General features: G+C 64.5%; 21 protein-coding genes and 1 pseudogene. 8 read left to right on the forward strand and 14 right to left on the reverse strand.

Annotated features, from left to right (window positions below):
* Positions 1–11: 11 nt before the first annotated feature.
* The gene (clpS, locus tag ACQ651_RS13755; protein ID WP_227286856.1) at positions 12–356 is read right to left on the reverse strand and encodes an ATP-dependent Clp protease adapter ClpS; all 345 of its coding nucleotides are present in this window, start codon (positions 354–356) and stop codon (positions 12–14) included.
* Between the two features lie 88 nt (positions 357–444).
* On the opposite strand from clpS, the gene ACQ651_RS13760 reads away from it, so the two are divergent.
* From ACQ651_RS13760 to ACQ651_RS13780, 5 genes are all read left to right on the forward strand, one after another.
* Complete coding sequence (locus ACQ651_RS13760; protein ID WP_430449557.1) at positions 445–1,143, forward strand: HAD family hydrolase; 699 nt, start codon at positions 445–447, stop codon at positions 1,141–1,143.
* Between the two features lie 76 nt (positions 1,144–1,219).
* On the forward strand, positions 1,220–1,549 hold the full coding sequence (locus tag ACQ651_RS13765) for an ArsR/SmtB family transcription factor (protein ID WP_430449558.1): 330 nt from the start codon (positions 1,220–1,222) through the stop codon (positions 1,547–1,549).
* 7 nt (positions 1,550–1,556) lie between these two features.
* Positions 1,557–1,991, forward strand: coding sequence for an SRPBCC family protein (locus ACQ651_RS13770; RefSeq protein WP_227286859.1), 435 nt, complete (start codon positions 1,557–1,559; stop codon positions 1,989–1,991).
* A 22-nt stretch (positions 1,992–2,013) separates the two neighbouring features.
* The gene (locus ACQ651_RS13775; RefSeq protein ID WP_227286860.1) at positions 2,014–2,325 is read left to right on the forward strand and encodes a YciI family protein; all 312 of its coding nucleotides are present in this window, start codon (positions 2,014–2,016) and stop codon (positions 2,323–2,325) included.
* 139 nt (positions 2,326–2,464) lie between these two features.
* A complete protein-coding gene (locus tag ACQ651_RS13780) occupies positions 2,465–3,076 on the forward strand; it encodes a CDP-alcohol phosphatidyltransferase family protein (RefSeq protein ID WP_430449559.1) in 612 nt (203 codons plus the stop codon).
* Positions 3,077–3,141: 65 nt separating this feature from the next.
* Here ACQ651_RS13780 and ACQ651_RS13785 read toward each other — a convergent pair whose 3' ends face one another.
* Both ACQ651_RS13785 and ACQ651_RS13790 read right to left on the reverse strand, forming a co-directional pair.
* On the reverse strand, positions 3,142–4,131 hold the full coding sequence (locus ACQ651_RS13785) for an NAD(P)H-quinone oxidoreductase (RefSeq protein ID WP_430449560.1): 990 nt from the start codon (positions 4,129–4,131) through the stop codon (positions 3,142–3,144).
* Positions 4,132–4,144: 13 nt separating this feature from the next.
* Positions 4,145–4,843, reverse strand: coding sequence for a COQ9 family protein (locus ACQ651_RS13790; RefSeq protein ID WP_375551483.1), 699 nt, complete (start codon positions 4,841–4,843; stop codon positions 4,145–4,147).
* Between the two features lie 115 nt (positions 4,844–4,958).
* On the opposite strand from ACQ651_RS13790, the gene rpsU reads away from it, so the two are divergent.
* On the forward strand, positions 4,959–5,165 hold the full coding sequence (gene rpsU / locus ACQ651_RS13795) for a 30S ribosomal protein S21 (protein WP_121896303.1): 207 nt from the start codon (positions 4,959–4,961) through the stop codon (positions 5,163–5,165).
* 92 nt (positions 5,166–5,257) lie between these two features.
* Here the strand turns inward: rpsU and ACQ651_RS13800 are convergent, their stop codons facing one another.
* The 5 genes from ACQ651_RS13800 to ACQ651_RS13820 form a co-directional block, all read right to left on the reverse strand.
* Positions 5,258–5,896, reverse strand: a complete 639-nt coding sequence (locus tag ACQ651_RS13800; RefSeq protein ID WP_430449561.1) for a hypothetical protein — start codon at positions 5,894–5,896, stop codon at positions 5,258–5,260.
* On the reverse strand, positions 5,893–6,033 hold the full coding sequence (locus tag ACQ651_RS13805) for an aa3-type cytochrome c oxidase subunit IV (RefSeq protein ID WP_227286865.1): 141 nt from the start codon (positions 6,031–6,033) through the stop codon (positions 5,893–5,895). The genes ACQ651_RS13800 and ACQ651_RS13805 overlap by 4 nt, the downstream gene beginning before the upstream one ends.
* Positions 6,034–6,122: 89 nt before the next feature.
* Positions 6,123–6,581, reverse strand: coding sequence for a DUF6173 family protein (locus ACQ651_RS13810; RefSeq protein ID WP_430449562.1), 459 nt, complete (start codon positions 6,579–6,581; stop codon positions 6,123–6,125).
* A gap of 3 nt (positions 6,582–6,584) precedes the next feature.
* Positions 6,585–7,604 (reverse strand): MBL fold metallo-hydrolase, encoded by a 1,020-nt coding sequence (locus ACQ651_RS13815; protein ID WP_227286953.1) that lies wholly within the window; start codon positions 7,602–7,604, stop codon positions 6,585–6,587.
* Entirely contained in the window at positions 7,604–9,301 is a 1,698-nt protein-coding gene (locus ACQ651_RS13820) for an acyl-CoA dehydrogenase (protein WP_430449563.1), read from the reverse strand. Before ACQ651_RS13820 ends, ACQ651_RS13815 begins: the two co-directional genes overlap by 1 nt.
* Before the next feature lie 127 nt (positions 9,302–9,428).
* Between ACQ651_RS13820 and ACQ651_RS13825 the strand changes: the two genes are divergently transcribed.
* Positions 9,429–10,388, forward strand: coding sequence for an L-threonylcarbamoyladenylate synthase (locus ACQ651_RS13825; protein WP_430449564.1), 960 nt, complete (start codon positions 9,429–9,431; stop codon positions 10,386–10,388).
* On the opposite strand, the gene ACQ651_RS13830 is transcribed toward ACQ651_RS13825, so the two are convergent.
* Complete coding sequence (locus ACQ651_RS13830; protein ID WP_430449565.1) at positions 10,385–10,975, reverse strand: YqgE/AlgH family protein; 591 nt, start codon at positions 10,973–10,975, stop codon at positions 10,385–10,387. The two genes, ACQ651_RS13825 and ACQ651_RS13830, sit on opposite strands and share 4 nt — an antisense overlap.
* 115 nt (positions 10,976–11,090) lie before the next feature.
* On the opposite strand from ACQ651_RS13830, the gene ACQ651_RS13835 reads away from it, so the two are divergent.
* Entirely contained in the window at positions 11,091–11,915 is an 825-nt protein-coding gene (locus ACQ651_RS13835; RefSeq protein ID WP_375551477.1) for a protein-disulfide reductase DsbD domain-containing protein, read from the forward strand.
* Here the strand turns inward: ACQ651_RS13835 and ACQ651_RS13840 are convergent.
* The 5 genes and pseudogenes from ACQ651_RS13840 to ACQ651_RS13860 form a co-directional block, all read right to left on the reverse strand.
* Positions 11,916–15,313 (reverse strand): annotated as a pseudogene (locus ACQ651_RS13840) (efflux RND transporter permease subunit).
* 4 nt (positions 15,314–15,317) lie between these two features.
* Positions 15,318–16,781 carry an efflux RND transporter periplasmic adaptor subunit gene (locus tag ACQ651_RS13845; RefSeq protein ID WP_430449566.1) on the reverse strand — a complete coding sequence of 488 codons (1,464 nt, stop codon included), beginning with the start codon at positions 16,779–16,781 and terminating at the stop codon, positions 15,318–15,320.
* A 96-nt stretch (positions 16,782–16,877) separates the two neighbouring features.
* Positions 16,878–17,420: a molybdenum cofactor biosynthesis protein B gene (gene moaB, locus ACQ651_RS13850; RefSeq protein ID WP_227286873.1), complete on the reverse strand. Its 543-nt coding sequence runs from the start codon at positions 17,418–17,420 to the stop codon at positions 16,878–16,880.
* Positions 17,417–18,013, reverse strand: a complete 597-nt coding sequence (locus tag ACQ651_RS13855) for a metallophosphoesterase family protein (RefSeq protein WP_430449567.1) — start codon at positions 18,011–18,013, stop codon at positions 17,417–17,419. The genes moaB and ACQ651_RS13855 overlap by 4 nt, the downstream gene beginning before the upstream one ends.
* Complete coding sequence (locus ACQ651_RS13860) at positions 18,010–18,828, reverse strand: uracil-DNA glycosylase (RefSeq protein ID WP_430449568.1); 819 nt, start codon at positions 18,826–18,828, stop codon at positions 18,010–18,012. The genes ACQ651_RS13855 and ACQ651_RS13860 overlap by 4 nt, the downstream gene beginning before the upstream one ends.
* Positions 18,829–18,985: the final 157 nt, after the last annotated feature.

The following is an 18,985-nucleotide window of genomic DNA, read 5'->3' on the forward strand; positions in this document are numbered from 1 at the left end:
GGCCGCGCGGCCTATTCCTCTTTCTCCATCGTGCATTGCAGCGGGTGCTGATTGCGCCGCGCGAAATCCATCACTTGCGCCACCTTCGTCTCGGCTATCTCATAGGAAAACACCCCAACCACCGCCACACCCTTCTTGTGAACGGTCAGCATGATCTCCACCGCTTGGGAATGGGTGATGCCGAAGAATCGTTCCAGCACATGGACGACGAACTCCATCGGCGTATAATCGTCGTTCAGCAACAACACCTTGTACAAAGGCGGCCGTTGGGTCTTCGGCTTTGTCTTGGTTATGACGGCGGTTTCGTCATCCGTATCGGACTTGTCGGCCATCATCGTCCAGGCTTGAGTTTGCATTCGGTCTCCCACGGGGGTTTATGCCTCGTGCTAGGCCGCAATATATAAGGCGTCTGCCGCAACAGAAAAGAGGGTCGGACAAGGAACTATGCCGCAGGGATTGCAAACAATCGGTTTCGACGCGGATGACACGCTCTGGCAGAATGAGAGTTTCTACCGTCTGACGCAGGAACGGTTTGCCGATCTGCTGGCCGATTATACCGACCGCGACCATCTTCACCGCAAGCTGCTTGAGGCCGAACGCCGAAATCTGGGCCGCTACGGGTTCGGCATCAAGGGCTTCATGCTGTCGATGATCGAAACCGCCATCGAAGTGACGGACCAGAAGGTTCCCGCCAGCGTCATCGCCGAACTGCTCTCCGCAGGGCAGGAGATGCTGGCGCAACCCGTTCACCTCCTGCCACACGCGATGGAGGCCGTTCGCGCGCTTTCGGAAACCCACACTCTGGTTCTGATAACCAAGGGCGATCTGCTCGATCAGGAACGCAAACTTGCCCAGTCCGGTCTGGGGGATTTCTTCGACGGGGTCGAGATCGTCTCGCAGAAGACCCCGGCAATCTACATGCAGGCCTTCACCCGGCACGGATCGGGGCCGGAACACGCAATGATGATCGGCAACTCCTTGAAATCGGATGTTATTCCAGCACTCGAAGCAGGCGCCTGGGGCGTCTACATTCCCCATGGCCTCACATGGGAGCTGGAACATGCCGAACCGCCGGTCGGCCATGAAAGATACCGCGAATTTGCGGATCTGGGCGAGGCGGTGGAACTTCTTCGCAGCCTCTAGACCTCCCCCGGGACCGTTTGGCCACCCGTTGTCGACGCGCTTGACTTCATTAAATTAACATGCTTGTTAATTAACAATGAGCGAAAGTATCGATCCCCTCGCCATCCGGTTCGCGGCCCTGGGCGACCCGACCCGGCTCGCCATCGTCAACCGCCTGAAGGAGCACGGCCCGCAAAGCGCGGGCGATCTGGGCGATCTGGCCGATATCTCCGCCCCCGCCATGTCCCGGCACCTCAAAGTGCTGCACAGGGCCGGTCTTGTCCGTCGCGACGTGGACAAGCAGCGCCGGATCTATTCCGTGGAGCCCGAAGCCCTGCAAGCCATCGGCAGCTGGAGTATCGGGCGCGAGGAGTTCTGGACAGCCAGCCTGGACCGCCTCGCCACGCATCTATCGCCAAAGGAGTAGCCCGCCCGTGCCCGATCTTGATCTCACACGCCATATCCCCGCCCCGCCCGACAGGGTTTTCCACGCCATCACCGATCCGGCACAGCTTCTGCGCTGGTGGGGACCGGAGGGCGTGACGATTCGCGACGAACAGCTCGACTTCCGCCAGACCGGCCCCTGGACCTCCACCATGGTCTCGCCCGAGGGCAAACGGTTCAAGGTCTCCGGTCAGATCACCCATGTCACGCCCGGAAGCTCGGTCGGCTTCACATGGGCCTGGCATGACGAGGATGACCGGCGCGGCCATGAAACCCATGTCACCATCGCGGTGGAGCCATCGCCCGAGGGGGGCACCACTCTCACGCTTCACCATCGCGATCTGGCCGATGAAGCGGCGGCGGCCAATCACAACGATGGCTGGACCTCGTCCCTCAACAAGCTCGAAACGCTCTTTGCAACCTGACCCAACCTGGAGGATCCGACCGATGCCGAAATACATTTATGTCTATCACGGTGGCGCAAAGCCCGAGACCGAGGCCGAGCAACAGCGCGTGATGGCCGCATGGGGGGCCTGGATGGACGGGCTTGGGCCCAAGCTAGCCGATGGCGGTGCGCCTGTGGGCCAGTCGAAAACCGTCACCAAAGACGGTGTCAGTGACGGCGGCGGCGCCAATCCGATTTCGGGATACTCCATGGTCGAGGCCGCAGATCACGACGAAGCGGCGAAAATGGCCGCAGGCTGCCCGATCCTCGACGATGGCGGAACGGTCGAGGTTGCCGAGATCCTGCCGATGTAGCCCCGCCACTCCGGGGGCCAGGAGGCGACCGGTCGCCTCACAGGTTCCGCGCAGCATCGTGTCTTGCGCACATGACAACCGCCCGTCAGGGTATCCGGCAATGCCTCCGCCCCGGGGGTAACTCTCACCCGGACGCCTGATGATCGACGCTGCCCTTCAGCCCCTGCAACACCGCCTGCTGACGCGCCCTGCGCGGGTTCTGCACCGCTACGGCGTGGAGCCCGACCAGATCACGATTGCGGGCTTTCTCATCGGCGTCCTGGCCCTTCCGGCGCTTGCATTCGGCCTCTACGGTCCGGCGCTTGTGCTGATCCTGCTGAACCGTCTTGCCGACGGGTTGGATGGTGCCGTCGCGCGGCTTGGCGCCCCCACCGATCGGGGGGCGTTTCTGGATATCGCGCTCGATTTCGTTTTCTATGCGTTGATCCCGCTTGGCTTCGCCCTTGCCGAGCCGGCTGCAAACGCATTGCCCGCCGCCGTCCTGATCGCCGCCTTCGTCGGCTCGGGCACCAGCTTTCTTGCCTTTTCGATCATTGCCGCCAAGCGCGACCTCAAGGCCGAAGACTACCCCTCCAAGGGGATCTACTACCTTGGCGGCCTGACCGAGGGGTTCGAGACGATCACGCTCTTCATTCTGATCTGCCTCTGGCCCGCGCTTTTCCCGCTTCTCGCCTATGTCTTCGCCGCCGCCTGCGTGGTGACGACCGTCACCAGATGGGTGCAGGGCTGGCAGGCTTTCGACGACGGTTGACCAAGGCGGCACCCGGGGGCGCATGGGTCACCTGGGCAGGGCGATGTCACCCGCGCATGCTTGCATTATCGAACCTTGAGCACGATCTTCCCGATATGGGCGCTGCTTTCCATCCGCGCATGAGCACCCGCCGCATCGTCAAGCGGAAACTCACTGTCCATGACCGGCCCGATCCGGCCCGCATCCAGCAAAGGCCACACCTTTTCAAGAAGTTGGCCCGCAATATCGGCCTTGGCCGCATCGCTTTGCGGGCGCAGGGTCGATCCGGTGATCGTCAGACGGCGCACCATCAGAGGCGCAAGATTCATCTCGACCTTGGGCGACTGCAGAAAGGCGATCTGCACCAGCCGCCCGTCATCTGCCAAGGCCTTGATGTTGCGCGGGATATAGTCGCCCCCAACCATGTCTAGGATCAGATCCGCACCGCCCTCCGCGCGCAGGATTTCCACGAAATCCTCCTCGCGGTAATTGATCGCCCGTTCGGCGCGAAGTTCCATGCAGGCGGCGCATTTTTCGGCCGTTCCCGCCGTGGCGAACACCCTGTTTCCGAAATGGTTCGCAAGCTGGATCGCCGTCGTCCCGATCCCGCTCGACCCCCCATGTACGAGAAACCGCTCGCCCCCGGACAGGCGACCGCGCATGAATACGTTAGACCAGACGGTGAAAAACGTCTCGCACAGTGCCGCCGCCCGGTCCATCGACATCCCCGCCGGCACAGGCAACGCATGGTCCTGATGGGTCCGCGCAAATTCCGCGTAGCCTCCCCCGGGCAACAACGCGCAAACCGCATCTCCCACGGCCCATTTCGTCACACCGGGCCCGACCGCGGCAACCACGCCCGCAGCCTCCAGACCCGGCAGGTCCGAGGCACCGGGGGGCGGCGCGTAATTGCCGGCCCGTTGCAACGCATCGGGGCGGTTCACGCCTGCGAAATCGACCGCGATCACGATCTGCCCCGCCAGCGGTTCGGGCACCGGGCGGTCGGTCACGCGCAGCACCTCCGGCCCTCCGGGGCTGCTGATCTCGACGGCGCGCATCACGGAAGGCAGGGGCATTGGCGGTTCCTTGTCAGGTGTCGGTCCTTCCCCGCCCGGTCCAACTGCCGGGCAGGTCCACTCGCGGCATCTTGGCAGGTGCCTTCACCTGGCTCAACAGCCAGTTCGGCCCGGCCAGAAACGGCTTCAGCAGTTTGTTGTCATTCACCTGTTTCTTGAGTTTTTCGAATTGCATCACATTCTCGATCCGCCGATCCAGAAAGGCCCATGTCGCCGCGTGGCCCTCGGACTGATCGCCCAGCCAATAGAGCACTGTGGCGCTGTAGACGCCCGAAAGCGTGCCGCGTTTCGTGTACCAGTTGATGTCATCCGACGGATCCCCCAGCCCGTCCCAGATGGCATCGCAGGTTTCCCAGACGGCCCGCGCACCATCTGCGGCATAAGGCGGCAAGGCAAAGAGGGTCGAGCCGCGGCGCACGGCCTCCTTGTGATCCTCGATCAGTTCCAGCCGTTTGCGGACCGCGAAGGTGATCCGCTCGCGGATGCGCATCTCGCTGAGATCGGTCGTGCGCAAGAGCTCTCTCAACGCCTCGTCCCCCCGGCGATGAAACGCCAGCGCAAGATCGACCGGACCGCGCGGAAACAACGCCCGGGCGGTCGCTTCATCGATCTCCGTGTCCTGCATCGCGGCCTTGAACGTAACCTCGGACCAGCCGTCGAACGGCACGTGGTCCAGCGCTGCATCAATCAGTCTGTTGCTTGGATCGGTCATGGAACTCTCCGCGAATTGGATGGATGTGCATTGCTGGACAAGCTAGGGGGGCTTTGCTATACGGCCACCTCCTGCAATCTCTTGCAACTCAAACTTAGGAAGGTGGTGACACCACATGCAGGTTAGTGTTCGCGACAACAATGTCGATCAGGCGCTTCGTGCCCTGAAGAAGAAGCTGCAGCGCGAAGGCGTTTTTCGGGAAATGAAGCTCAAGCAACATTACGAAAAGCCCTCCGAGAAAAAAGCACGCGAGAAGGCGGAAGCGATCCGCCGGGCCCGCAAACTGGCTCGGAAAAAAGCGCAGCGCGAAGGGATGATGTAAGTCATCCGTCGATATGCGAACCGGCGGGTTTGACCGCCCATGAGATGCCCCCGCGCCGACCGGCCCGGGGGTTTATCTTTTCCGGCCCGCTCCTAATCCCGTCGGAATTCGTCCGGCAGGTAAAGCTGCGCACGGCCCTGGGCCTGCAACAGCTCCAGATTGTCGTCTGAATCATCGTCATAGACCCGGGAGGTCCGCACGCCCGGCAGCTCTTCGAAACGGTCCATCATGCGGTTCGGGAACCAGCCGGTGCCGATGCTCTCGAAACCCGGCGTTTCCGACAGGATCCGCGAGATCGACAGGGCACATTGCGCTTGCGACACCGGCCCGTACTCCCGCACGGCCTGCGACAGGCGCGCGGCAATCTCCGGCGACACCTCTATCTCCTGCACCACCATGTGGTAGGTCTCACGCGCATGGTAATCCATGTAGAAATCGAACAATTGCGGCGACATGCCGAACAGCACATCGTTGCGTTCGGCGACGTTGGGGTGGTGCCAGCTTCCCGCGGGATCGAACAGAAGCCGTTCGGCCCCGTCGATCAGCAGCGCGGAATGCCCGCCCGAACCGGATCTGTTGTTGATCGCGGTCAGCAAGGTCACCGTCGACGGGCCGGGCGGCACGTAGGTTGCCCGTGCGACGGCCTCATCCGGCGCCCAGACCGACTCTGCCGCGCAGGCTGACAAGGCCGCAAGCGCGGCCAGCAGCACGCACGCCCTGCGAAAGCTCATCGGGCGAAAATCGCCAGAAATACTACGATCACGATGCAGGCAATCGCCACGTTCACGGACCAGCGGATAAAACCGCTGAAGGTCTTCTCCTGCTCGGTGATGTCCATTTCGCCCTGTTTGTGCTGCTTCTCAGCCATTCGTTGTCTCCAGAGATCCGGTCAAATTCGTTGTTTTCGCGATACCCGATTTCACACAGGCTGTCACGGGCCGCAAAGCGCCGCAGGTGTCACGTTTCTTCCAGATCCGCCACAAGCCGGAACCCGATGCGCTGCGCCGGGGCGTCGGTCGCCTTGGGAAGGGCGCGCAAGGTCACGTTCAACTGGCTGACATGCTGGATAAGCTGCGTCTTGAGCCCGGCCGTGTCGGTCCCGTAGAAGGTCACGATATCGGGGGCGAAAAAGCCCATTCCCTCAATCCGGAGCAGGCCCGCGTCGCTGCCCGCAAAGCCCATCGCGGCTTCATGCTCCGAATCCAGCTGTTCCTCGAAACTCTTGATATATAGGATAATCCGCTCATAGGCCCATTCGGCGGGGGATTTCTGATCCACCGGTTTCTGCGTCACCGCCACGGGCAAAGGCATCTGTTCGGCCGATCTGGGGGCGTTCGGGTCGCAATGAACCGCACCGGCATCGGGCAGGGCAGAACCTTCCATCACCTCTGCGGATGTCATGATTTCGTCGCCCATCACCTACCCTTTCACTTGCCAGACCCACGCACCGTCCCCGCGCTTTTCGCGGGTGATCTCCTGAAGGGCAAGCAGATGGTTGAGATGCGCGAGCGATTCGACCAGAGCCAGACCATAAGTTCCGGCATCGATCTGCCGCTTGAACAGCGGTGCGAAACACTCCGCTGCCGTGCGCGGGACACGCAGGTGATCACGCAGACGGTCCAGCGCGCCGTGATGGTTGTCGATCATCTGCCGCAGCCGGTCGGGCAAACCGCTATAGGGCAGCTTGTGGCCGGGCAATATCAACTGATCCCCGGTCGCGTGCGGTTGAAAGGCCCTGCAACTGTCCAGCCATTCACGCACCGGGTCGGCATTGGGTTCGGTCGCGTAAACCCCCAGATTGGGGGAGATCGAGGGCAGCAACTGATCCCCACCCAACACGAGATCGTCCTCACCTGACCAGAGCGTTGCGTGTTCGGGCGCATGGCCGTGACCGATCCGCACATGCCAGTCGCGTCCGCCCGCCGTGATCACGTCGCCCTCGGCGATCCGGGTATAGCCAAGCGGCAGGGCATGCACCATGTCGGCAAAGTTGAACGGACGTTCCTGCGCCCGTTGTGCCAGTATCCCGGGCTCCATCCCGGCGCTGCGCCAGAACCGCAGGGTTTCCACTGTGGGCCGGTCCTGTTCGTCCAGAACCAGCATCCGGGCCATCAGCCACGCGGTGCGCGTCGTGAGCAGCTCCGCCCCGTTTTCCACGAACCAGCCGGCCAGGCCGATATGATCGGGGTGATGATGGGTGGCGATGACACGCGTGACGGGGTCGCCGCCAAGGGGACCTGCCAGAAGATCGGCCCAGATCCCCCGCGCCTTGCGGCTGTCGAAGCCTGTGTCGACCAGCGTCCACCCCGCCATATCGCGCAGCGCATAGATATTCACATGATCCAGCGCCATGGGAAGCGGCAGCCGGATCCAGAGAATACCATCGGCGATCTCCGTCGCGGCGCCGGTTTCAGGCGGGCTGTCGAACGGGTATCGGATCACGCGGCGAAATCATCGTCGCGTAGCGCATAGAGGTCTTCTGCGCCAAGCCGCACCTGCGCCAGCAGGCTGTGCAGTTCAGGCAGCTGCCGCAAAAGAAAGCTCTCGGCCAGTTTGGCCCGGACGCCGCCCGGCTCGGCCATGGCGGCCTTGAGGTGGTAATGCCCGCCAAGTGCCAGCGCGAAAGCCCGCAGATAGGGCACGGATCCGGCGAAGCGGTCATTCATCTCCATACCCGTCAGCATATCGGTTGCCTCGCCGAGCGCCGCCACCGCGTCGGTCAGCGCGCCACCGATATCGCTGGCCGATGCGGTCGCCGCGATCTCCGCCAGCAATGCCTTGGCGGCAGCGCCCCCATCCATCATCTTGCGTCCCACGAGGTCCATGGCCTGAATGCCGTTGGTGCCCTCGTAGATCGCGGTCACCCGCACATCGCGCAGATATTGCGCGGCACCGGTCTCCTCCACGAAGCCCATGCCGCCGTGAACCTGAATGCCCATATCGGCAACCGCAATGCCGGTATCGGTGCCATAGGCCTTGCAGATCGGCGTCAGGAACGCCGCGCGGGCGGTCATATCCGCATCGCCTGTGGCATGGGCAAGATCGATCGACACCGCCAGATCGAGTGTCAGCGCGCGCGCCGCGAACACCTCGGCCTTCATGCCGGTCAACATGCGCCGCACATCCGCATGGTCCAGAATGGTGCCAAAACCCTCATCGGTCGGCACCCGGCCCTGTTTGCGTTCCAGCGCATAATTCAGCGCATGCTGATAAGCGGCTTCGGCGATACCCACGCCCTGCACGCCCACCCCAAGCCGCGCATTGTTCATCATCGTGAACATGGCCGCCATTCCCTGATGGGGTTCGCCCACCAGCCAGCCGGTCGCGCCGTCATACTGCATCACCGCCGTGGGAGACCCGTGAAGGCCCAGTTTGTGCTCAAGGCTCACCACCTTCAGGCTGTTGCCCACGCCGGCCGATCCGTCTGCGTTCGGCAGGTTGCGGGGTACCAGAAACAGGCTGATCCCCTTGGTGCCCGGTCCGCCATCGGGCAGGCGCGCCAGCACCAGATGAACCACGTTCTCGGTGAAGTCGTTGTCGCCCCAGGAGATGTAGATCTTCTGCCCGCTCACCGCGTAGGTCCCGTCCCCCTTCGGCTCGGCCCGGCTGCGGAGCGCGCCCACGTCCGATCCTGCCTGCGGCTCGGTAAGGTTCATGGTTCCGCACCATTCGCCGGAGACGAGCTTGGGCAGATACAGCTCCTTGATCTCGTCGGAGGCGTGGTTTTCCAGTGCCTCGATCTGGCCTTGCGTCATCAACGGGTTGAGCTGCAACGACAAACAGGCCGAGGCGATCATCTCGTTGACCGCCGTGGTCACCGACATGGGCAGACCAAGCCCGCCATACTCCGGGTCCGCGGAAATCGCGACATAGCCGCCTTCGGCAATTGCCCGGTAGCCGTCGGCGAAACCCGGGGATGTGCGCACCACACCGTTTTCAAGCCGGGCCGGTTGCAGATCGCCGGTCCTGTTCAGGGGGGCCAGAACCTCCTCCGCCATCTTGCCGGCTTCGGTCAGAACGGCCTGCACCGTGTCAGGCGTCGCCTCGGCGAATTTCTCGGTTGCGGCGACGCGGTCCATGCCGACCACGTGGTCCATCAGAAACGCGAACTCGGATACCGGGGCGCGATATGGCATATCAGATCCTCCAACTGCGGGCGGCGCATTGCGCCGGCGGGCGCTTCACGCTATGTCCCGGCGGCCTTGCTCTTGCGGTAGCTAGGAAACCAGCACCGCTCCCTTCAACCGATACGTTACGTCACGGATGCCTGAACGCCAGCCCGAATTTCTTGTAGAAGAAAACGATGGGGTGACCCGCGCCGCCGCGCTTTTGAAACGCGGTGCGCTGGTCGCGCTTCCCACCGAAACCGTCTACGGCCTGGCCGCGGACGCGCGGAACGATGCCGCCTGCGCGATGATATTCGAAGCCAAGGGCCGGCCCCGTTTCAACCCGCTGATCGTGCATCTCGCCGACATCTCCCAGGTCGCGCAGATCGCCGAGCTGTCGCCCGTTGCCCGCGATCTCGCGCAAGCCTTCTGGCCCGGCCCGCTGACACTGGTTCTGCCGCTGAAGCCCGGCCACGGCCTGTCGCCACTGGTGACCGCCGGGATGGACAACGTGGCCATCCGCCTGCCCGCTCATCCGACTGCGCGCGCCGTTTTGCAGGCGTTTGGCGGGCCGGTCGCCGCACCGTCGGCCAACCCCTCCGGCCGGATCAGCCCGACAACGGCGGCCCATGTTGCCGAGGAGCTTGGCGACCGCGTGGCCGCTATTCTCGATGCCGGGCCCTGCGCGGTGGGGGTGGAATCCACCATTCTCGCTCCGTCGGAGGCAGGCACGCGCCTGCTGCGTGAGGGCGGCCTGCCGCGCGAAGCCATCGAGCCGCTGACAGGGCCGCTGATCGTCGACACCACGCCGGGCCGGATCGAGGCGCCCGGCCAGTTGAGCCGCCACTATGCCCCCTCGGTCCCGGTGACGCTCAACAGCGCGCTGGATGACGCGTCGGCGGTGCGCGTCGGCTTCACCAAGGCCGATGGCGGGGATCTGTATCTGTCTCACTCCGGCGATCTGGTCGAGGCGGCGGCCGCGCTCTTTCATATCCTGCACCTCGCCGATGCGATGGCGCGCGCGGGGCAGAAAGCGGCCATCCATGTCGCCCCCGTACCGGATACCGGGCTTGGCCGGGCCATAAATGACCGGCTGCGCCGCGCAGCCGCACCCTAGGCGTGCCCCGCCTCGGAGGACAACATCAGCGGATCGATCCCAAGACTGGCCAGTGCGGCCTCCCATTTCCCGTCCATTCGCCGGCCGAAGACCAGTGTGGGAGAGGCCGCGCAGGTCAGCCATCCGTTTCGCAGGATCTCGCTTTCCAACTGTCCGGGCCCCCAGCCTGCATAGCCAAGCGCCAGGAGCGCCTGTTTCGGCCCGTGGCCGTCGGCAAGATCGCGCAGCACATCCAGCGTCGCGGTCATTGCAAACCGGTTATCCACGCGCAGCGTGCCATCCTCGGCGGCATCGCGGGTGCGCGGCGCATATTCCGCCGAATGCAGAACGAACCCACGGCCCGTTTCGAGCGGCCCACCGAAGCAGACGGGCAAATCGGGCGCCGCATCCACCGGGATCTCGAGCTGGTCCAGCATCTCTGCAAAGGTCAGCTCGGTGATCGCCTTGTTGACAATCAGACCCATCGTGCCGGTTTCCGAATGCGCGCAGAGAAAGACCACGCTGCCATGAAAGCGCAGATCGCCCATGCCGGGCATCGCGATAAGAAGTTGACCGGTCAGATCACTGGGCACCGTTTCAGGGGTCATCCGCCAACCATGTGGCCGATGGCGGTTTCGTTCAAGACCGGTTTTGCCGCATGACAGCAAGGTTTCGCCGAAACGTGATTTTCCATTTCAGGTTCCAGCCCCTAGGTGCATGGGTATGAAAAACCGACCGATCCTCCGCGCCTTTCTCGCCGCCGCCCTCATTCTTTTGCCGCTCGGCAGTGCCGCACAGGCCCAGTTTCTCGGCCGGTCGGCCGACGATGTGGTGCAGGTCCGTCTGATGGAAGGCTGGCGGATCGAAAACGGCCGCCACATGGCCGCGATCCAGATCACGCTCGCGCCGGGCTGGAAAACATATTGGCGCGCGCCCGGCGAAGGCGGCATTCCGCCCCGGGTGCGGCTGGATCGGGCCGAAGGGGTCACGGGAATGCAGATCCACTGGCCCCGCCCAGAGGTTTTTTTTGCCAATGGCATCCGCAGTATCGGCTATCGCGACGATGTCATCCTGCCGATCGAGTTTGCGGTGTCGGATAGCGGCGCCATCGAGATTGACGGCCGGATCGATTTGGGTGTCTGCGAAGATGTGTGCATGCCGGTAACGCTTGACCTTGACGGGCTGTTGCCGCCCCAGGGCAGTCGCGATGCGCTGATCGCGGCAGCCTTGTCGGACCGCCCGCTGACCCGTGCCGAGGCTGGCGCGGGCGCCGCGACCTGCCGGATCACACCGATCTCCGATGGGCTGAGGGTCGAGGCGCAGATGCGCGTGCCGCCCGTGGGCAATGACGAAACCGTCGTGTTCGAACTGCCCGATCCGGGCATCTGGATTTCCGGCGCTTCGATGCGGCGGGACGGCAATACGGTCACGGCAACAGCCGATGTGGTGCCGGCCGATGCAGGCCCGTTTGCCATGAACCGATCCGATTTGCGGATCACCGTTCTTGGCACGCGCATGGCGGTGGAACTGTTGGGCTGTACCGGCTGATCAGGCCTGCCTGCGGGTCGAGAGGCCGTGTGCGACCGCCGCGACAACCCACGCAACCACGCATAGGGCCGCCGTTCCGGCCACGAAGCCTATCAACGCGCCAAGAGGCGAGCCTTCGCCAAGCGGGATCAGGGCGGCCACCGGGCCCACGACCTCTCCGGTCATCACCACCGCGCCCAATGTCGCGGCAAACCAGGCGGCCACGGCCAGGCTCAGGGCCAGCATGACCGCCCCAAGTCCCGGAGCCCGGGCAAATCCACCGAACACTCGACGGAGCGCGCGGACCTGCTTGCCCACATCCTGCTGCATCGCCAGAATTGCCGGAACGACGAGCAGGACCACTACCAGCCCGAACCCCAGCCCATAGACCAGCGTGATCACGGTCGGCTTCAGGAACTGCGCCTGCTGGGAGCTTTCGAACAGCAGCGGGGCCAGGCCAAGCACGGTGGTAAGCGTGGTCAGCAGGACAGGCCGCAGGCGGTCCGTCGCGCCATCCACGATTGCCGGGATCAGCCCCCTGTCCTCCGCATACTCGTCGATCGTGGTCACCAGGACGATGGAATCGTTGATGATGATGCCGGTCATCCCGATCAGGCCCACGACGGTGAACATGCTGAGCGGCACATCCCATGCGGCATGACCGTAAATCGTTCCGATCAGGCCGAACGGAATGATCGCCATCACCACGACCGGCCGTGTCCAGCTGGCGAAGATCCAGGCCAGCACCAGATAGATGCCGATCAGGCAAAGCGCAAAGCCCACCGCCGCGTCGCTCAGGAAATCACGCTCCTGCTCGGCCAGGCCCGAGAGCACCCAGGCCACGCCGTAATCGGCCTCCACCTGCGGCAGGATCACATCTCGCAGCTCGTCCATGATGGCCTCTGCACGGGCGGGATCGTCTTCGGAAAGATCGCCCGTCACCGAGACGACGCGCAGGCCGTTTTCCCGCGTGATGGTCGAAAATCCGGTGCGGGAACTGACACTCACGATATCGGCCAGCGGCACGTATTCGCCGCTTTCCGCACGCAACAGCGTCCGGTCCAGAAAATCGGCAGTCAGTTCCCCTTCGGGTAGTTCCACGCGAATCGAACCGGTGCGGATGCCGACCGGGAAACTCGCCGCCTCGATCCCGCCAAGCCGGTTGCGCAAGACCCGCCCAAGCGTGCCGATGTCAAACCCCAATGCCTGACCCTGGGGCGTCAGCTCAAGGCTCAACTCCTCCCGGTCATAGGCGAGGCTGTCTTCCAGTGCCGAAACCTCGGGAAACCCGATCAGGCCCGTTTTCACGGCCTCGGCCGCGGCCTTCAGCACATCCGTGTCGGCCCCGAACAACTGCACGTCCAGCGCATCGCCGCCCGGCCCGCCGCGCCAGCCGCGGAACGACACCGCCTCGGTCAGGGGCAACTGGCGCACCTCATCTTGCAGATCGGCCACGAACTGGAACGAGGAATAGGGGCGCAAATCGGCATCGATCAGCTCGATCGCGATGGAGCCCAGAAGATCCGAATCCTTGTTGTCGGCCACGGTCAGGCCGCGCCCAGTGGTGCCGCCGACCTCTGCCAGCACATAAAGCAGCGGGTTGGTGCCATGCTCCGCCTCATAGCGCGCGGCGACCGCATCCGCTGCGCGCTGCATCTCGCGCATCATCGCGAAACTGTCCTCCCGAGTGGCCCCGTCCAACATCGCAAAGTTGCCCGACACGCTGGACAGTTCCGGCGCGTTGAAAAAGCGCCACGTGACATCGCCGCGAACGAATACCGCCACCTGCGTGGCAAGCACCAGGATCACAGCGGCCAGCACCGGATAGCGCGCCTTGATCACCAGCCGCATCGCCGGTCGGAAAAGCGTATCGCGGACCCATTCGAAGCCCGCGGTTCACCTGCCGCGACGGCCAGTCATACCAGTGCTCCTTGGCGGAATGCGCCAACGCGTGGGCCATGTGATTGGGCAGGATCAGGAAGCATTCGACCAGACTGGCCGCCAGAACCACGATGACGGTAAACGGAATATCGGCGATCAACTCCCCAAACCGGCCGCCGATGGCCACCAGCCCGGCAAAGGCAAGAATGGTCGTGATGGTCGCAGAAAACACCGGCGCAGCCATCCGCTTCGCCGCATTCTCGGCGGCGACCACCGGCGATTCCCCGAGGTTTCGGGCCCGGAAATCCGCATGTTCCCCCACGACGATCGCGTCGTCCACAACGATCCCGAGCGTGATGATCAGCGCAAAGAGCGAGATCATGTTCAATGTCAGCCCCGCCACATACATGAGCGCGATCGCGGCCAGCATCGCCACGGGGATGCCGGCGGCCACCCAGAACGCGGTGCGTGCGTTCAGAAACAGGAACAAGAGCAGGACAACGAGACCGAGCCCCACCAACCCGTTATCCAGCAGGATGTTCAGACGGGCGGAGATCGATTCGGCCCGGGTGCGGATCAGATCGATGGTGACGCCTTCGGGAAGCGTCAGCTGCATCTCGTCGGCCACCGACTGCACGATCTCCTGGATGCCGATGGCGTCGCCCTGATCTGTCCGGTCGACCCGGATCGAAATGGCCGGGTTCTCGCCCACGAAATAGGCCCGCTCCCTGTCCACCCCTTCGGTGGTGATCGCGGCGATTTCGCCGATGGTGAGGGTCGATCCGTCCGCATTGGTGCGCAGAACGATGCCCGCGATCTCATCGGCGCTGCGTCGCGCGGTCCCCGTGCGCACCCGCGCATTGGCGCTGTCCACGTCGCCTGCGGGGGCGGTTTCGGCTTCCGCCGCGATGGCTTCGGCGATCTCCGCCATGGAGATATCGTGCCGGATCAACGATGCCGACGGCACCTCCACCACGGTTTCGGGCGCGGCCACCCCGCGGATCGTTGCCCGTGTGACCCCCTCCGCGAAAAGGCGCGCGACGAATTCATCGGCAAAGCGCCCGATCTGCTCCACACCGACGGGCCCGGTGATCACCACATCGGTAACCCTGTCACGCCACGCGCCGCGCCTCACGGACGGATCCTCGGCATCATCGGGCAGAGTCGGAGATCGCATCGACCGCCGCCTGCACGTCATCGGCGGCACGCCCCATGTCCCAGCCTGGTTCGAACTCCAGCTCGATCGAGGCTCGCCCCTCGCGCGCGGTCGAGCTGGATTGCGTCACCCCTTCGACCACCAGCAGGCGTGGCTCGATCACCGCGATGATCGCCTCATCCACATCCTCGGCTCCCGCCCCGTCCCAGTCGACGGTCACGGTGACCTCGTCGACCACCACATCGGGAAAGAACTGCGCGCGCATGTTCGGAAACGCCGCCAGACCAAGCACGATCAGCGTGACCAGCAGCAGGTTCGCGGCTGTCCGGTGACGGGTGAAATAGGACAGGATCCCGCCCGCGCGCCCGGGAAGCCGCCGCACCGCCCTAGCTCCCCATCCGGGCTTCGATCCGCGCAACCATGCGGGCCGGAACTTCGTCCTGATTGAGCTGAAGCAGCATCCGCTCTTTCACATCCGCGGGGATGAAGCTGTTGCCTTCGACAAAAGCGATCAGCCGGGCGCGGCGCTCGGGGTCAAGCGCAAGCGTTTCGGGCGTGGTGGCGGCCTCCTCCTCCGCGTCCGCCGGGCGCAGCGGGTTAATGCGGATGCCCGCCCCCAGAACCGGCGTGCGCGCCTGAACGACCTCCCGACCATGAAGATCGGGGGCACGGACGATCACATCGTCGCCCTGTCGGCGCAGCACAGTCACGTCGGCCTCCTCAAGCCGGTTCTCCTCCCCCAGAACGAGGATGCGGCCATCGCCATCGACAGCCGTCGATGGCAGCAGGACGACACCGCTCAACGGGGCCTCTTCCAGTTGCACCGTGACGAAATCGCCCGCGCGAAACCCGCGCACCTCCTGCAATTGCGCGAACAGCAGCCGGCCCGACTGCCCTTCCTCCACGGCGCCGCTTTCGCGTGTGAGAACGGCCGGCGCGGTGATGTCCAGCCCGAACACATCCAGCACCACGGTCACATCCAGACGCGGCAGGCGCCCGTCGGCATCCAGCAGGCGCGAATACTGCGTGGTCGACACACGGAACGCGACCTCCAGCGCATCGGGGTCGATCAGCCGGGCGATCTGTTCGTTCCGGTTGACGAGACGCCCGGCCACCACGTTCACCTCTGCCAGCACACCGGAGAACCCGGCGGTCAGTTCGGTTTCGGCAAGACCCCGGTCGGCCTGGGCCAAGGTGATACGGCGTCGGTCGATCGCGGTGGACGCCTGGTCCAAACGCGCTTCCGCGAGGGCCAGAGCCTGCCTGCGGGACAACACGGCCTGTGTCGCCGTTGCGGCGGCCAGTTCGGCGGTTTCCACCGCAGACGCGCTGCCGACCCCGCGCTCCGCCAGATCTTGCTGCCGAGTCAGGGCGCGCAGGCGCAGATCGGCCTGGGCCTGGGCGGCGGCGACATCCTCGCGCGCCAGATCCAGCGCGCGGGTGGCATCGCGCAACTCCGCCTCCGCCTCCCTCAGATCGGCCGCGGCGGTATCCCGCGTGGATTGCGCCTCCGCAGGGTCGATCCGGAGCAGCACCTGCCCGGCCTCCACCGCGCCGCCATCTTCAAACCCGTCTGCCAGTTCGATCACCAGCCCCTCTGCGGGCGCGCGCAATTCAAGCGTGCGCCGGCTCCGCACCTCTCCGAAGGCCGTCAGAACAGGGGTAATCGTCTGCGGCGCCATGACGCCGACCTCGGCGGTAAACACCCGCTCGCGCACGTCGCCCGGCCGGCTTTCCTCCGCCCAACGCGATTGCAGCCCGGAATAGACGGCGTTGCCGGCCAGAGCCAGAAGACCCACGGTCAGCGAGATCAGAAACAGGCCCACCAGGGAGCGTCGGAAAAATCGCATTAAGGTGCCTATCAGGTGCCGTTGCACAGAAAGGTAGTGTTCGGGCGGAAACAGTCCAAGTCTATGGCCTTATGGGGGCTTTCACGTGGATTCGGGTCATTTCCGTCGCTTGTGTTCATCCAGACGCGGCAGGATCTCCACGAAGTTGCAGGGGCGGTGGCGGTAATCGAGCTGCCAGCGCAGGATTTCGTCCCAGGCATCCTTGCAGGCCCCGCTGCTGCCGGGCAGCGCGAACAGATAGGTGCCGTTCGCAACGCCGCCCGTGGCCCGCGACTGCACCGCCGAGGTGCCGATCTTCTGCATCGACACGATGGTGAAGACCGTCCCGAACGCCTCGATCTCCTTTTCATAGACGTCGCGATGCGCCTCGACCGTCACGTCCCGGCCCGTCAGTCCGGTGCCGCCTGTGGTGATGATCACGTCGATCTCGGGATCGTTGCACCAGACCCGCAACTGGTTCGCGATCTGGTCCCTCTCGTCCCGAAGGATATGGCGCGCGGCCAGATGGTGGCCCGCGTCGGTCAGGCGCGCCACCAGAACATCCCCCGATTTGTCCTCGGCCAGCCCGCGCGTGTCCGATACGGCAAGAACGGCGATCCTGACCGGAACGAACTCCTTGCTTTCGTCAATCCTGCTCATGCATGAACCTCGAACCAAGTCGGCGCGGGTCCAAGGTTGTGCACCCGCGTCGCGCCGATCATTCCGGAAACGCCCCAGCAATCATGGACGTGCCCGCACAGAAGAAGCCCGGGCTGGAGACGCGCCGCCGCCTCTCTCAACGCCACCGATCCGATCTGCCCGCCCCGGCTGTGCGTGTCGGCCACACCTTTCGGCGGCGAGTGCGAGATCAGCACATCGGCATGGGGGATCCGATCAAGCAGGGCGCGAGCCTCATCCTCGGTCAAATCGGCCGATCCCCATGGCAGGGGCGGCAAAGGCGGCACCGCGCAACCGATGCCGGCAAAGGTGATGCCGTCGCGGTCGACCGCACCGCCGTGGAGCACGGGCGCCACGGTTGCCGCCTTCAGTTCGGCGACCGTTTCGTTATTGCCGGCGACGTAGATCGCCTTGCCGTCGATGGCGGACAACCCAGTCATGAAACTCTCAAGCCCTTCCCGGCGCTGCGCGAAATCTCCAGCGCCGATGATGACATCTGCCTCCGGCGCAGCTGCGAGGATCGCATCGCGCGCGGCAATGTCCAGATGCAGGTCCGAGAAGGCCAGGATCTTCATGCCTCCCCCTCCAACCGCGCCCGGAGGCTCAGCAGATCGGCCCAGGCTTCCCGCTTCATGATCGGATTTCTCAGCAGATAGGCAGGATGGAACATCGGCAGGACCGGCTTGCCCAAGGCTTCGGTCCATTGCCCGCGCATCCGCGTTATCCCCTTGCGGCCCAGTATCCCCTGACAGGACACATTGCCCATCAGGATCAGGATATCGGGATCGGCCAGCGCCACGTGCCGCTTCACGAAAGGCAGCATCATCGCCATTTCGTCCGGGCTCGGGTCGCGGTTCTGCGGCGGGCGCCACGGCAGAATGTTGGTGATGTAGAGTGCGCCGTCATCTTCGCGTGCCCGGCCCATCTCGATCGCGGCAAACATCCGGTCCAGCAACTGCCCGGCCCGGCCCACGAAAGGTTTGCCCTGAACATCCTCGTCGCGGCCCGGGGCCTCGCCGATGATCATCACCCGCGCCGCGGGGTCACCGTCGGCAAAGACGAGGCTTCGCGCGCCTTTTTTCAGGTCGCAATGGGAAAACTCCGCCATGGCGTCGCGAAGGGCACCCAGATCAGCCGCGGCCGCCGCCATCCGCTCGGCATCGGCGACCGCATCGGCCGGCCCGAGTTCGGGTCTGGCTCGGGGGCTTGCCGGATTCGGCGGCGCCCCGACGGCAACGGGCCCCGGATCGGCGTTCGGGGCCGGCTTCGGAGCCGTGTCCTCAAGTTCATAGCGGTTGATCGGAACATCGCCAATCGCTTCATCGGCACCAAGCTCCACCTGCCACTCCAGAAGAGCCTTTGCGGTATGAAAATCCAGTGCCTGATCCATGGGTCCAAGCTAGGCCCGCCTGCGACCAAGGTAAATGGCTATCGCGCCTCCATTCGGCATTGCGGCCCCGGGCCGCAGCACCCCGCCACGCGGTCCGGTCCGCCTTTTCCGACAGCGCCGGAATGCGCCATCATCTCCGGATGTCCGGAGCCTTGCC

Origin of the sequence: Rhodophyticola sp. (genome assembly GCF_965284195.1) — a bacterium.
GTDB lineage: Bacteria > Pseudomonadota > Alphaproteobacteria > Rhodobacterales > Rhodobacteraceae > Rhodophyticola.